The 13,731-nt window shown below is 59.0% G+C and carries 12 protein-coding genes and 1 tRNA gene; 10 read left to right on the forward strand and 3 right to left on the reverse strand.

From position 1 onward, the window contains the following. Positions 1-12 precede the first annotated feature (12 nt). Positions 13-414, forward strand: a complete 402-nt coding sequence (locus ACK83U_RS01750; protein WP_112608281.1) for a GFA family protein — start codon at positions 13-15, stop codon at positions 412-414. A gap of 18 nt (positions 415-432) precedes the next feature. On the opposite strand, the gene ACK83U_RS01755 is transcribed toward ACK83U_RS01750, so the two are convergent. After that, positions 433-4,083, reverse strand: a complete 3,651-nt coding sequence (locus ACK83U_RS01755) for an ATP-binding protein (protein WP_112608279.1) — start codon at positions 4,081-4,083, stop codon at positions 433-435. A gap of 221 nt (positions 4,084-4,304) precedes the next feature. Here ACK83U_RS01755 and ACK83U_RS01760 point away from each other — a divergent pair, with 221 nt between their 5' ends. Next, on the forward strand, positions 4,305-4,751 hold the full coding sequence (locus tag ACK83U_RS01760) for a phasin (RefSeq protein WP_015338867.1): 447 nt from the start codon (positions 4,305-4,307) through the stop codon (positions 4,749-4,751). Between the two features lie 217 nt (positions 4,752-4,968). After that, positions 4,969-5,045, forward strand: a tRNA-His gene (locus tag ACK83U_RS01765). Between the two features lie 52 nt (positions 5,046-5,097). Here ACK83U_RS01765 and ACK83U_RS01770 read toward each other — a convergent pair. After that, positions 5,098-5,244 carry a hypothetical protein gene (locus tag ACK83U_RS01770; protein WP_412474769.1) on the reverse strand — a complete coding sequence of 49 codons (147 nt, stop codon included), beginning with the start codon at positions 5,242-5,244 and terminating at the stop codon, positions 5,098-5,100. A 184-nt stretch (positions 5,245-5,428) separates the two neighbouring features. Here ACK83U_RS01770 and ACK83U_RS01775 point away from each other — a divergent pair, with 184 nt between their 5' ends. Beyond that, positions 5,429-5,635 (forward strand): hypothetical protein, encoded by a 207-nt coding sequence (locus tag ACK83U_RS01775; RefSeq protein ID WP_112608277.1) that lies wholly within the window; start codon positions 5,429-5,431, stop codon positions 5,633-5,635. A gap of 39 nt (positions 5,636-5,674) precedes the next feature. Here the strand turns inward: ACK83U_RS01775 and ACK83U_RS01780 are convergent, their stop codons facing one another. After that, positions 5,675-6,556: a LysR family transcriptional regulator gene (locus ACK83U_RS01780; RefSeq protein ID WP_112608275.1), complete on the reverse strand. Its 882-nt coding sequence runs from the start codon at positions 6,554-6,556 to the stop codon at positions 5,675-5,677. A 190-nt stretch (positions 6,557-6,746) separates the two neighbouring features. On the opposite strand from ACK83U_RS01780, the gene ACK83U_RS01785 reads away from it, so the two are divergent. From ACK83U_RS01785 to ACK83U_RS01810, 6 genes are all read left to right on the forward strand, one after another. After that, a complete protein-coding gene (locus ACK83U_RS01785; RefSeq protein ID WP_112608273.1) occupies positions 6,747-8,243 on the forward strand; it encodes a CoA-acylating methylmalonate-semialdehyde dehydrogenase in 1,497 nt (498 codons plus the stop codon). Positions 8,244-8,389: 146 nt separating this feature from the next. Further along, positions 8,390-8,737: a VOC family protein gene (locus ACK83U_RS01790; RefSeq protein WP_015338872.1), complete on the forward strand. Its 348-nt coding sequence runs from the start codon at positions 8,390-8,392 to the stop codon at positions 8,735-8,737. Positions 8,738-8,965: 228 nt separating this feature from the next. Beyond that, positions 8,966-10,033, forward strand: a complete 1,068-nt coding sequence (locus ACK83U_RS01795) for a YjgN family protein (protein ID WP_112608271.1) — start codon at positions 8,966-8,968, stop codon at positions 10,031-10,033. After that, complete coding sequence (locus tag ACK83U_RS01800; protein ID WP_112608269.1) at positions 10,005-11,108, forward strand: M48 family metallopeptidase; 1,104 nt, start codon at positions 10,005-10,007, stop codon at positions 11,106-11,108. The genes ACK83U_RS01795 and ACK83U_RS01800 overlap by 29 nt, the downstream gene beginning before the upstream one ends. A gap of 119 nt (positions 11,109-11,227) precedes the next feature. Continuing rightward, the gene (rirA, locus tag ACK83U_RS01805; RefSeq protein ID WP_015338873.1) at positions 11,228-11,716 is read left to right on the forward strand and encodes an iron-responsive transcriptional regulator RirA; all 489 of its coding nucleotides are present in this window, start codon (positions 11,228-11,230) and stop codon (positions 11,714-11,716) included. Positions 11,717-12,054: 338 nt separating this feature from the next. After that, positions 12,055-13,650: an ABC transporter substrate-binding protein gene (locus ACK83U_RS01810; RefSeq protein WP_112398716.1), complete on the forward strand. Its 1,596-nt coding sequence runs from the start codon at positions 12,055-12,057 to the stop codon at positions 13,648-13,650. The last annotated feature ends 81 nt before the right edge of the window (positions 13,651-13,731 follow it).

Below are 13,731 nucleotides of genomic sequence, written 5' to 3' on the forward strand. Positions count from 1 at the left end.
GTAAAGTAAAACATGCTGATCGGCTCGTGTCATTGCGGCAAGGCGGGCTGGACGCTCGAAGGCGATCCAGGCTCGATTACCGCCTGCAACTGTACGCTCTGCCGGCGCTACGGCACGCTATGGGCCTATGATTACGAAGGAGAGCGTGTCTCCGTTACGGGCCAGACTGCCTCCTATATCCGCGCCGGCAAGGACAGGCCGTCTCTCGAAATACTGTTCTGCCCGTCCTGCGCCTGCGTGGTGAGCTGGCGCGGCCTGAGGCCGCAAAAGGATGGCCGCCGGCGCATGGCGGTCAATGTTCGGCTGGCGCCGCCGGATCTCGTTGCCGACCTGCCGATCGATCACTTCGATGGGCTCGACACGTTTGAAGATCTTCCTTCCGACGGACGATGCGTGTGCGACCTTTGGTTTTGACGGCACGCCGAGATCATCTCAATTCGCCAATACTCGTGGCGAGGGGAAGGTGATCTCAACCAGCGTACCTTCGTTCGGAGCCGAGTTGATCGAGAAAGTGGCGCGGTTGGCGTCGACCATCGCCTTGGTCAGAGGCAGTCCCAGGCCCGTGCCATCGCCGCGCTTGCGGGAATTGGTGGACACCTGCCGGAAGGGCTTCATCGCCTGCTCCAGCTCCGAGCGTGTCATGCCGACGCCGGTATCGCGGATGCGCAGGACGACGCTGCCATTGCCCTCATACGCAGTCGACACGACGATCTGGCCGCCCGATGGCGTGAAGCGGATGGCGTTCGAAAGGATGTTCAGCGCAATCTGCTTGATCGAGCGAAGGTCGGCGACGACATTCGGCACGGCTTGCGACAGAGCGGTGCGGATGATAACGCGCTGGCTGTTGGCCTGCGGCTGCACCAGCGACACTGCTTCGGTAATCGCTTCGTTCAGGCCGACCGAAGCGAAATCCAGATCCATCTCGCCGGCTTCGATCTTCGAGATATCGAGAAGGTCGTTCACGATGTCGAGCACGTGGCGGCCGGAGCGGCCGATATCGGTCGCATATTCGATGTAGCGTGAGTGACCGATCGGCCCGAAGCGCTCGCCGGCCATCATGTCGGAAAAGCCGATGATGGCGTTGAGCGGCGTGCGGATTTCATGGCTCACTCGGGCAAGGAAATCCGTCTTGTGGGCATTGGCGGTTTCGGCGGCACGCTTGGCATTGCGCAACTCTTCTTCGGTGCGTTTCCATTGCGTGATGTCGCGGATGACGGCGCAATAGCCGTTCGACGAGTTTAGCCGGCCCATGGTCATGAACAGGGGCACGAAGCCGCCGGACGCCTCGCGTCCGATCACCTCGCGACCGTCGTTCAGCACGCTGGCGACGCCATGGCCTGAAAGGCCGCTAAGATAATCGAGCACCGCCTTCTGGCTTTCATGCGCAAAAAGCATGACGAAGGGTTTGCCGCGGGTTTCCTGGTCGTCATAGTTGAACAGCGCGCTCGCGGAGCGGTTCATCGAGCGTATTTCGCCCTCCTGGCCGATGATGATCACGCCATCCGTCGCCGTCTCCAGCGTCGAGCGCAGCTCCTCGATCTCCACCTGCAACTTGGCGACCTTTTCGAGGATGCGCTCGGGGCGGGCTTCTTCAGAAATTGGCTGCGGCGGTGCCGGCGGCTCGCTTCTTTCCACCGGCATCAACGCCAGCATCAAGGCTGTGCCGTCTTCCCACCGGATCGACTGCAGGCGGGCCGTCACAGGCACGAGCGCATCGTCGGCGCGCACGACCATCATCGCGCCGGGCTGCTCGGTCTTGCCTTCCAGATCGTTGCGCTGCAGCAGCGCATCCAGCCCGCCGACCTGCTCGAGATCCGTCAGGTTCTCATAGCCGGTGAGCCGCAGGAATTCAGGATTGCCGTGGATCAGCCGGTCACCGGCGTGGATGAGGATCGCGAGCGGCAGCTGGTCGACGATGTCGGACGACAGGCCTGTGCGCATCTTCACGCGTGACGGAATGGCGTTGTTCAGGACATCGAGGGGGTCGAAATCCTCCTCTGGCTCGGCTGATGCCGGCGCAACTTCGGTGGTGGCCTCGTCAGCCGTTTTCGGGCCATCATCATCCGTCGCTTCAATGAACGTCACGACCGGCGGCGATGCTTTTTCTTCTGCACCTGGTATAGCCGACTGCTGGTCGTCGACGTGGCCATTTTCATCGCCCGTTTCGGAGGTCTCGGAAAGGATTTCGTCTGCCGCATTCGGTTGCGGCGGGGTGTCGGCACCGTCCTCATGCCGTTCGTCACCAGGCTGCTCCCCAGACGGTTCCGCGCGTTTGCCCAAAGGTTCAAGCTGTCGCGCTATTTCGCGGAAGGCTGCCTGTTCGCTGAGTGAAAGGCCGGTCTGCGTCAATGTCCGGCGCTCATGCAGGCGAACGATCTTGTCCGACTCGCGACGGTTCGGCGTGTCGGAAATTCGCAGGGCGGGCGGTTCGTAAGTGGGAACCGGGTCGGTGTCTGCGCTATCCTGAGCGGAGCTCTCTAGTTCTTCTGTCGCCGGAGGGGATTCAACTTCGGGGGCGAGGTGCTCGTTCGATACCGCCTCTGCTTCCGGGGGAGTTTCGGCATCTGTCGCGGCGTCGTCAGCCGCCTGCGTGCCGAGAGCCATCCCGCGTTTCATCGGATCTTCGACGGCATCCGCCAGACGGACGACGCCAAAGCCCCTGAAGCCATCGAATTCGCGGCTGCGCGTATAGGTCGGCAGGGCGGCAAGGTCGACCGGCACGGTCAGGCTCGTCCCTTCCACCGGCCAGTAGATCGTGCGTCCGGACCATGTGTCGCGCCGCGCCAATAGTTCCGCGATCTTGCCGTCCGGATCGAGATTGAAACGGCGGGCCACATCGGCAAACGCCGTGCCGGCTATCTGGGCGGCATGCGGCCCCACCGCATCGGCAAATTCGCGCGAAACCTCGCTGAAATTACCGGCGGCATCGATCTTCCAGACGAAACGAGTGGCGCGTCCGTTGCGCTTGAAATTGAAACCTTGTGCGGGCGTGTTTTCGGTATCTGCATGGGCTTCTCGCGAAGACGGCTCTGCAGCTGCCGTCGCCTCTGCGGCAGCATTGTCTCCGCCATCCCTCACGGTTTCCGGCTGATGCTCATCGGCGTGAGCTTCGGTCTCGGCCATTGCGTCGGTCGCGATATCCGCATTGGCAGCCGCTTCCGTTCCGGCTTCGATCGAGCTTCCGGAGGCCGAGACCGCCTCCGCTTGTTCGTCCTCCCGATATTCCGGGGTTTCGTCCAGCTCCTCAATGCCGGCCACCGCATCGATGACGTCGCCGAAGGGTGCATTCGGAGCGAGGGATTGTTCTTCGTCCGGCACTGCTGCCTCAAGCTCCTTGCGGACTTCCTCCGCCTGCGGTTCGCTGGCCGCAGCGGGGCGGGCTTCGTCGGCAAGACTTTCCGTCGGGTCGAGATGGCCAAGCACCGTTTCGACGACGAACAGCAGGTGCAGCGCCGGGATTTCGGAAAGCTTGCCGATGGCGGCGGGCAGATAACCACGCCCGGTCGGGATCGGTCGCTTGATCAGCCGATCCGGCTGTGCGCCGGCCATGGTCGTCATCATCCGCGCGGTCTGCGGCGTTACGCCAAGCGTCCTGAAGCCGGCTGAGGCGGTAACGATTTCGCCATCGCGGCCGATGACGGCCATATGGGTATCTGGATCGTCGAACCCATCGATCATGCGCTTGGCGCATTCGGCTGATGTGAGCGGCTTTGAGGAAACCGGAGAGGAGAACAGCACCGCTTCTTCGCCGGCCTGGATGCGGATGAGTTCGACAGCCGCATTGACGACGGCCCGCTGGAAGCCCGAAGCCATGCGGATCAGAAATGTGCGCTGGTCGCCCACCGCACCGAGGCCACGCGCGGTCGCCTCGATCTGGCGAAACGAGATGTCGCCGGACTTCGGGCCCTGCTCGATGAAATCGTAAATGATGTTATAGCCGAAAAGGTTGGCGCCGGCGGCGTTTGCCCATAGCACGCGATCCATGCCGGTCGAGAACATGACCATGGCTTCACCGCGCGCGAAACGCTCCCGAACGCGCGGATGCACGGCAATGTCAATGAACGGATATTGAATTGCGGGCATTTTCCAACCTGTTTTGCGGGCGTAACCGCCTCTCGTGATTTAACGGTTTATTAATAACGGCACCCCGCTTTTCGGTCCAGCGAACGGTCCATTTTTCGGCCGGAAAGGTTAACGCCTTGTGCGGCGCACAATTATGTTGCACTGCACAATAATTTATATTATATACTCCTCACACAGGTTCACGGCGGCCCCCGCAGGGAGGCCCTTTTAGGAGCATAATCATGGCTACTGTAAAGAAAGACGACGTTTTTTCAACGGCGGCATTCGACCCGTCCAAGTTCTCCGAATCCTTCCGCGACTTCGCGGAAAAGGGCGCTGCCCAGTCCAAGGAAGCCTTTGCAAAGCTGAAGGCCGCCACCGAAGAGGCAGGCAAGACGGTTGAAGCAACCGTTCAGACTGCACAGGCTGGGTCCGTAGAAATCGGCCTCAAGGCTATCGACGTTCTGCGCACCAATGCTGAAAGCTCGCTGGCTCACATGGAAGCCCTGCTTCGCGTCAAGTCAGCGGCGGAACTCTTCGAGCTTCAGACCGCTTTCATCCGCAAGCAGGCCGAAGTTACCGTCGAGCAGGCCAAGTCTATTCAGGACACCACCAAGAAGGTTGCTGAAAAGCTGGCAAAGCCCGCCAAGGACGCCGCTGAAAAGGCAATGGCCTCCTTCAAGGCCTAATCATTTCCGACAAGCCTCCCAAGGCACGAATGTCCCGTTCCCAGGTGAAAGCCTGGGGCGGGACTTTTCGTTTACAGCAGAAGCCGGCCTGGCCGGTATCTGGCTGCGCATCATCATTTGGATATCTGCAAAGCTTTTTCATATTGCGGGGAGATAGGACTTGAAATAATTTCAAAGTCCTCGTATGTCACCCCCGTTCGCGGCGACGCGAGCAAGTGCGGTTGTAGCTCAGTTGGTTAGAGCGCAGGTTTGTGGCACCTGAGGTCGGAGGTTCGAGACCCCCCAACCGTACCATTTTCTCCCCGGTTCGTTCGTAGAAGATGCCGACGCCTTTGGCCTCGCGGGCCTACTTCTTTTCTTCAGGCTTCTTCGAGACATGGCCGGGCGATATCGGATCGCTTGCCGGAAAAGTCTCCTCCAGCGCTTCCTCCAGATAATCGTCCTGTTCCTTGTGTTCTTTCTCGTCCAGTTTCTGCTGCTTCTTGTCGCTCATCGTCCTGGCTCCTGATCTCTCCGCGAAAATACTAAGCTTCACCCGGCCTTTGTCCAGAAGCAAGGCGTGAGGGTGGCGAACCGCGTCTCTATCGCAAACGCTGCCCGCATGCCCAAATTATCTTGGAACCGTCGGCATCGCTCATCGTTGTGTCCATATCGGCAAGCAGACGAAAGGAGCGGGCATGTCTGTACCGAACGAGCCTATTCCCGATACGCCTCCGATGCCGGAGCCAGGCTGGGCGCCGAAGCCGCCGATCGGAGAGCCGGAGCCGGACAGGTTGCCGGATGAAGATCCCGTGCCCAACCCCGACGAAAACGAGGGGCCGCCGAAGCATGCGGAGGCTCAACCGCCGCATGCCCCATCATGGTGGCGCAGCTTGATGCCGTGACCATTGCCTCCGAGCCGGAGGCGCCTCCATCGGCGTTATTTACAGGAAGATCCGCCGCTCCTCGCTGACCAGCTCCTGCAAAAAGTCCGCGACAGTGCGCACACGCACGAGATCGCGGGCGCTTTCATGATAGGTCGTCCAGTAGGCACGCTTGATGGAGACATCCCGCAGAATACGGGTCAGCTCCGGAAACTGTCGGGCAATATAATCATGCAGAATGCCGACGCCTGCGCCGGAGCGCACAGCTTCCGTCTGGCCGATGGCCGTGGAGATCTCGAAAGAGGCGTCCCAGCTGCGCATGATCTCGCCGGAAAAATTGAGCGATGCCGTAAAGATCAGGTCTTCGACATAGCCGACGCGCGGATGCAGCTTCAGCGCCTCGACGCTGTCGGGCAATCCTGCCTGCTCGAGATAGCCTTTCGAGGCATAGAGCCCGAGCGTGTAATCCGTCAGTTTCGATGAGACCAAACGTCCTTGCTCCGGCCGTTCCAGCGTGATGGCGATATCGGCCTCGCGCTGCGACAGCGAGAAGGAGCGGGGAACGGGCACGAGCTGAATGCGCAGCTCCGGATAGTGGGCGATCAGCCGCCCGAGCCGCGGCGCGAGGAAAGAAACCCCGAAGCCGTCGGGCGCGCCGATGCGCACGGTCCCTGTGATCGCGCTGTCGAGGTGACCGACGCTTGCCTGCGCGCGCAGCATCTCAGTTTCCATGCGCTCTGCCGCGTGAAGGAAGATTTCGCCTTCCGCCGTCAGGTCGCAGCCATTGGTGCGGCGCACCAGCAGCCGCGTCTTCAGCCGTTCCTCCAGCGTCGTCACGCGGCGGGAGAGGGTGGCGTGGTTGACGCCCAGCCGTTTCGAAGCAGCCAGGATCTGGCCCGTGCGCGCCACAGCCAAAAACATGCGGACGTCATCCCAATCCATCAGCACACATCCTTTTGCGCGTTCGGCCTTTGGTCTCGCGCATGTCGTTATCGCAAAAACCGCTATACACTTTTACGCGACATGCTTTCGGACTTTAATTTTTGCACAACGGTTGCTTATAACAGCTCATTGATTTGTGCAAATTGAAGTGCCATCCTGTCAGCATCCAAGAAAACGAGGAGGCACATCCATGCGTGAGATCGGTCATTTCATCGGCGGCAAGCACGTCGCCGGCACGAGCGGACGCACGAGCAACGTCTATAACCCGGCAACCGGCGAAGTGCAGGCAACCGTCGCGCTCGCGAACGTTGACGAACTGCGCGCAGCCGTCGAAAATGCCAAGGCTGCGCAGCCGAAATGGGCCGCCACCAACCCGCAGCGCCGCGCCCGCGTTTTCTTCAAGTTCGTCGAACTGCTGAACCAGAACATGGATGAGCTGGCGACCCTGCTTTCTTCGGAGCACGGCAAGACGGTCGAGGATTCCAAGGGCGATATCATCCGCGGCCTCGAAGTCTGCGAATTTGTCTGCGGCATTCCGCATCTGCAAAAGGGTGAGTTCACCGAAGGCGCCGGCCCGGCTATCGACATGTACTCCATCCGCCAGCCGGTCGGTATCGGCGCCGGCATCACGCCGTTCAACTTCCCAGGCATGATCCCGATGTGGATGTTCGCGCCGGCGATCGCGTGCGGCAACGCCTTCATCCTGAAGCCGTCAGAGCGCGATCCGTCCCTGCCGATCCGCCTTGCTGAACTGATGATCGAAGCCGGCCTGCCGGCAGGCATCCTCAACGTGGTCAATGGCGACAAGGCTGCCGTCGATGCCATCCTGACGGATCCGGATATCGCTGCCGTTTCCTTCGTCGGCTCCACGCCGATTGCCCGCTACGTCTATGGCACGGCCGCCATGAACGGCAAGCGCGCACAGTGCTTCGGCGGCGCCAAGAACCACATGATCATTATGCCCGACGCCGATATGGACCAGGCCGTCAATGCCCTGATGGGCGCCGGCTACGGCTCTGCCGGCGAGCGTTGCATGGCGGTGTCGGTCGCGGTTCCGGTCGGCGAGGAGACGGCCAACCGTCTCGTCGAGAAGCTGGTTCCGAAGATCGAATCCCTGCGCATCGGCCCCTATACCGATGAGAAGGCCGACATGGGCCCGCTGGTCACCAAGGATGCCTATAACCGCGTCAACGGCCTGATCGACCGTGGCGTCGAAGAAGGCGCCAAGCTGGTCGTCGACGGCCGCGGCTTCAAGCTGCAGGGTTATGAAGACGGCTATTTCGTCGGCGGCACGTTGTTCGACCACGTCAAGCCGGAGATGGACATCTACAAGACCGAGATCTTCGGGCCGGTTCTGTCGGTCGTTCGCGCCAAGAACTACGAGGATGCCCTCGACCTGCCGATGAAGCACGAATACGGCAACGGCGTCGCCATCTACACCCGTGACGGCGATGCGGCTCGCGATTTCGCTTCGCGCATCAATATCGGCATGATCGGCGTCAACGTTCCGATCCCGGTTCCGCTTGCCTACCACTCCTTCGGCGGCTGGAAGGCTTCGAGCTTCGGTGACCTCAACCAGCACGGCACGGACTCGATCAAGTTCTGGACGCGCACGAAGACGATCACCGCGCGCTGGCCGTCCGGTATCAAGGATGGCGCCGAATTCGTCATGCCGACGATGAAATAAGCACCGCAATCATTGGCTTCCATCAGCCGTCGTCCGGAATTTTTTCGGACGGCGGCTTTTTTATTGCGTTTGTTTTCGATGGAGTCATCTTGTCAGGGCCGCTGTTTTCATTTAGAACAAAACAAGAACAACGGGAGGGCCGCGCGATGGCCGTGACCTATCAGATCGACTATCTCGAATTTCCGTCGAAAGACGGCCTGAAGACCCGCCGCTTCTTCGAAGAAGCCTTCGACTGGAGCTTTGTCAGCTATGGACCGACTTACCATGTCATCGAGGCAGCCGGAATAGATGCCGGCATAGACGGGGACGCGGGGGAGGCGGCCGGCACGCCTTTGCCCGTCGTGCGCACCACCGATCTGGAAGCTGCTCAACGTGCCGTCGAATTCGCCGGCGGCGTCATCACCCGCCCGGCTTTCGATTTTCCTGGTGGACGTCGCTTCCATTTCCGCGAGCCGGGCGGCTGCGAAATGGCGGTATGGATTTCCGTGCCATAAGTGAGTTGGAGCCGTTGTGGCATTAAGGTTGCAGTCTTGCTGCAAATTGCCCGTTCGCGCCTCAAGTGCGGTAAGCCTGTATTTTTCCGTTGATCGGCGGTCGTTTTCCTGATCTCAAATGCAATGTTAAGGCGAGTGACGTGCCGCGCAACACGTCGCCCAACGTCTGGTGCTTACTTGGAGTGCCGGTGGGAACGCTCGTCCTCTTGTGGGGTAGGGGAACATAGCATGGCAGTTGTTGAGCAAGATTATCCGCTGGGCGGAAGCCCTTTTTTCCAAAGAGCTTCCTTCACAGGCAACGCTTCGGAATATTTCGGCATCTGGATCGTCAATATTCTGCTGACGATTGTTACGCTGGGTATTTATTCGGCCTGGGCAAAGGTCCGCCGGAACCGGTATTTCTATGGGAATACGGTCATTCTGGACCACAGTTTCGAATATCATGCCAAGGGTAAGCAGATATTGATCGGCCGGCTGATCGTATTCGGCGTTTTCTTGGTGTTGAATGTACTTTCGCATATTGCGCCGCTGGCGGTTTTGGTGATCTGGCCCGTCTTGCTGGTGGTATTCCCATGGTTCCTCATGCGCGGCCTTCGGTTCAATGCGCGGGTTACGAGCTATCGCAATGTGCGCTTCGATTTCGTTGGGACCTATGGCGGTGCATTCAAAGCAATCTTCCTCGGCGCCCTAGTAACGATTGTATCGTTTGGGCTACTGTCCCCGATCGCAAGCCGATGGTTCTATAAATATATCTTCGACAATCTGCGCTATGGCGATCGGCCGTTCTCGACCGAGCCGCGATTGGGCGCGCTCTACGAGGCCCTCGTCACCGTAATCGCGATTATGATCGTAAGCATCGTGATATTGGGAGTTGTAAGCGCTTTCGCGATCGGTTTCAGCAGCAACTCGATGGGACCGGGAATGGGCAGCCTCAGCCTGTGGCATTGGATGATTGTGCTTATTTTCCCGATTTACCTATTCGCTGGTCTTTATTACCGCGCGACGGTGCGCAACATCGTCTGGTCGGCCGCAACGGTCGATCATCGTCATGAGCTCAGAAGCGATCTTGGTCGCCGGCGCTATGCGTGGATTGCGATTTCCAATGTCGTCGTCACCTTGGTAACTCTCGGATTGATGCGCCCGTGGGCGGCGGTGCGCATGCAGCGCTTCTTGGCAGAGCATACGGCGATCAGTATCGATGGCGAAATCGGCGTCGTGTTCGACCAGATCCGCTCGACCGGCAACGCGATCAGCGCGGAATATCTCGATGTCGATGGATTCGACTTTGGCTTCTGATCCGCAGACGATCGCGACGGGTGTCTGGCATCCGCCGCATTCCAGCCGGGAGGTTCCGTCCCGGCTGATGGATATCGGCGGGTCTCTCATGGTGCTCTCGTCTGAAGAGGATGAGGAAGACAAGCGGCTTGCCTGGGGTATCCGCTCGGATATCGAGGTCAGCCCGCGCGTCGGCTCCATCCCGCGTCGCATTGTGTTCGGAAATGAATCGGTTTTTGAAACCTGCGATAATGACGCCATCGATGCTTACCTGCGAAGCCGCGGCGAGGGACGCAGTGGTTTCGTTCATGGACTTGAGATCGTTCGTCCCCGTCTGATCGCCTTTGCTCTTGCGACGATCGTCCTTGCTTCGGCCATCTATCGCTATGCCCTGCCGATCTTGGTGGAGATTGCGGTGCTGGCGACGCCGCCCGTGGTGCCGGAGATGATGTCGGCAGGGACGCTGAAGACATTGGACCAGGTGACCTTCGGCCCCAGCAAGCTGCCGGCGGCACAGCAGACGGAAATTCGCAATGATTTCGCCACGATAGCTGCAAATGCGGAAGGTGGTGCCGGCCGTTACCATCTGAATTTCCGCGATGGCGGCCTCATCGGTCCGAACGCCTTCGCGCTGCCGGACGGAAACCTCGTTCTGACTGACCAATTGGTCGAACTCGCCGGCGGTGATAAGGAACTGATTGCAGCTGTGCTTGGTCACGAGATGGGTCACGTCGAATACAGGCACAGCCTGCGTCAGCTTTACCGTGCCGCGGGTGTTGCGGGTCTCGTGCTTCTGATAGCTGGTGACGTCGGTTCCGGCATTCAGGACCTATTGACGCAAGGCGGCGGCCTACTTGCGCTTTCCTATTCCCGCGAGGCGGAGGCACAGGCCGATCGCCGCTCTGTCGAGTTGATGCAGGCGGCGGGCATGGATCCGACGGCACTCTCACGGTTCTTCGATATCCTTGAAACGAAACTTGGCGATCATAGCAGCGCCAGCATGCTCTCAACCCATCCGGGGACGCCCGAGCGCAAGCAGGCGATCCTTGATTATGCCAGTGAGCTGAAGGAGAAGGGGACGAAGCCGAAGGGGTGAGGAGCTCAGGCTTTCTAAATAAGCTGAATATGAATTTCATATTTTGGAATTGTTCAAAACTAAGAAAGCCACTATATACGGGGCCAGCCCCTAAGCAGCCTCGATTCCAGGAGATCGGCATGCGTTTGACCAAGCAGACCAATTACGCAGTGCGCATGCTGATGTATTGCGCCGCTAATGAAGGCCATCTGAGCCGAATTCCGGAAATCGCCAGGGCATACAGCGTATCTGAGCTGTTTCTCTTTAAGATTCTGCAGCCCTTGACCAAGGCTGGCCTTGTCGAAACGGTGCGTGGCCGCAATGGCGGCGTGCGCCTTGGCAAGCCGGCGACCGATATCAGTCTGTTCGATGTCGTCCGTGTTACCGAAGACAGTTTCGCCATGGCGGAATGCTTCGAGGATGGCGTGGTGGAATGCCCACTGGTCGATAGCTGCGGCCTCAACTCGGCGTTGCGCAAGGCGCTCAATGCTTTCTTCGACGTTCTGACCGAATATTCCATCGACGACCTTGTCAAGGCTCGCCCGCAGATCAACTTTCTCCTCGGCCTTACCGACAAAGATCACAAGGCGATTGCGAAGAAGCCGGTGGTTGCAGCCCCGGCCGCCTGATCAGTCCTCTGAAATTCGAACATGTTTCAGTCCGCAGTTACCGCCGGTAGCTGCGGATTTTCGCTTGTATTGCCTCCTATCCGGGCAATAGGCGGTTGGCGGATTGAAAGAGCAAAACGGCAAATCGTTCTGAATCTGCTAAAGGCATGCAAATTTTTGCCAGAAAATTACCAATTCATAGGTTTTTTCGTTCAAAAATTTCCAAACTCTAGAAATTGGAAAAATTTTAGGCGGCGCTTGTTGCTTTCAAACTTAAAATAAAGTTCCATCGGCGCGATCCGGATGGGAACCTCTGGTGTCCACGGCTTCAAAAGAATAACAATCTGGGAAACGATATCATGAAAAAGATTTCTGTCCTGCTGGCAGTGACAGCCTTGGCTTCGGTCATGGCGACGTCCGCCTGGTCAAAAACGCTTGTCTATTGCTCGGAAAGCTCGCCGGAAGGTTTTGACCCGGGTCTCTACACCGGAGGCAATACTTTCGACGCCTCGTCGCGCACGGTCTATAGCCGCCTTGTCGAATTCAAGCATGGCAGCACCGAAATCGAGCCGGGCCTTGCCGAAAGCTGGACCGTGTCTCCGGACGGCAAGGAATACACCTTCAAGCTCCGCAAGGGCGTCAAGTTCCAGACCACCGATTTCTTTACGCCGACGCGTGACCTCAACGCCGATGACGTGATCTTCTCGATCAGCCGCCAGCTCGGCACGGACAGCCCCTGGGCAAAATATGTCGCCGGCGGTACCTACGAATATGCCGATGGCATGGGCTTCCCGAAGCTCATCAAGTCGATCGACAAGGTTGACGATCTCACCGTCAAGTTCGTCCTTGACCGCCCGGAAGCTCCGTTCCTCGCCGACCTCGCTATGGACTTTGCCTCGATCCTGTCGAAGGAATATGCCGATAAGCTGCAGGCCGACAAGAAGATGGAGCAGATGAACCAGCAGCCGCTAGGCACTGGCGCATTCACCTTCGTCGCCTATCAGCCGGATGCCGTTATCCGCTACAAGGCGAACGAAACCTACTTCAAGGGCAAGGAAAAGATCGACGATCTCGTCTTCGCGATCACGCCGGACGCCTCCGTTCGTGCGCAGAAGCTGAAGTCCGGTGAGTGCAACATCATGCCGTATCCGAATGCGGCTGATATCAAGGATCTGAAGGCCGACAAGAACCTCAAGGTTCTCGATCAGGCTGGCCTGAACGTTTCCTATCTCGCCTACAACACGCTGGTTGCTCCGTTCGACAAGGTCGAAGTACGCAAGGCCATCAACATGGCTGTCAACAAGCAGGCCATCGTCGATGCCGTTTTCCAGGGCTCCGCCAAGGTTGCGACCAACCCGATCCCGCCGACCATGTGGTCCTACAACAAGGACATCAAGGACGACGCATTCAATCCGGAAGAAGCCAAGAAGCTGCTCGAAAAGGCCGGCGTCAAGGATCTCAGCATGAAGATCTGGGCGATGCCCGTGTCGCGTCCCTACATGCTGAACGCCCGTCGCGCTGCCGAGCTGATGCAGGCGGACCTTGCCAAGATCGGCGTCAAGGTCGAGATCGTCACCTATGACTGGGCGCAGTACCTGAAGCTCTCCTCCGCCAAGGACCGCGATGGCGCGGCCATCCTCGGCTGGACTGGCGACAACGGCGACCCGGACAACTTCCTTGACACGCTGCTCGGCTGCGATGCCGTTGGCGGCAACAACCGCGCACAGTGGTGCAACAAGGAATTCGACGGTCTGGTGAAGAAGGCCAAGCAGACGGCTGACGTCAAGGAGCGCACGAAGCTCTACGAAGAGGCTCAGGTCGTCTTCAAGCGCGAAGCACCGTGGATGACGATCGATCACTCGGAAGTCTTCATGCCGATGACGAAGAATGTCACGGGCTACTTCCAGGATCCGCTCGGTATTCATCGCTTCGACGGCGTCGATATCGCCGAATAACGAAAAATCTGTGAGAATGCCCGGCTAGTATCGGGCGAACCGGCGGTCAGACACTCTGTCTGACCGCCGGAAAAATTTGGA

The sequence above is a fragment of the Rhizobium sp. WW22 genome (assembly GCF_047041135.1).
GTDB lineage: Bacteria > Pseudomonadota > Alphaproteobacteria > Rhizobiales > Rhizobiaceae > Rhizobium.

Bases quoted from the DNA above. Each gene is read 5' to 3' on its own strand.
- ACK83U_RS01750 (WP_112608281.1), top strand. From the start codon at position 13: ATGCTGATCGGCTCGTGTCATTGCGGCAAGGCGGGCTGGACGCTCGAA.
- ACK83U_RS01755 (WP_112608279.1), bottom strand. From the start codon at position 4,083: ATGCCCGCAATTCAATATCCGTTCATTGACATTGCCGTGCATCCGCGC.
- ACK83U_RS01760 (WP_015338867.1), top strand. From the start codon at position 4,305: ATGGCTACTGTAAAGAAAGACGACGTTTTTTCAACGGCGGCATTCGAC.
- ACK83U_RS01770 (WP_412474769.1), bottom strand. From the start codon at position 5,244: ATGAGCGACAAGAAGCAGCAGAAACTGGACGAGAAAGAACACAAGGAA.
- ACK83U_RS01775 (WP_112608277.1), top strand. From the start codon at position 5,429: ATGTCTGTACCGAACGAGCCTATTCCCGATACGCCTCCGATGCCGGAG.
- ACK83U_RS01780 (WP_112608275.1), bottom strand. From the start codon at position 6,556: ATGGATTGGGATGACGTCCGCATGTTTTTGGCTGTGGCGCGCACGGGC.
- ACK83U_RS01785 (WP_112608273.1), top strand. From the start codon at position 6,747: ATGCGTGAGATCGGTCATTTCATCGGCGGCAAGCACGTCGCCGGCACG.
- ACK83U_RS01790 (WP_015338872.1), top strand. From the start codon at position 8,390: ATGGCCGTGACCTATCAGATCGACTATCTCGAATTTCCGTCGAAAGAC.
- ACK83U_RS01795 (WP_112608271.1), top strand. From the start codon at position 8,966: ATGGCAGTTGTTGAGCAAGATTATCCGCTGGGCGGAAGCCCTTTTTTC.
- ACK83U_RS01800 (WP_112608269.1), top strand. From the start codon at position 10,005: ATGTCGATGGATTCGACTTTGGCTTCTGATCCGCAGACGATCGCGACG.
- rirA (WP_015338873.1), top strand. From the start codon at position 11,228: ATGCGTTTGACCAAGCAGACCAATTACGCAGTGCGCATGCTGATGTAT.
- ACK83U_RS01810 (WP_112398716.1), top strand. From the start codon at position 12,055: ATGAAAAAGATTTCTGTCCTGCTGGCAGTGACAGCCTTGGCTTCGGTC.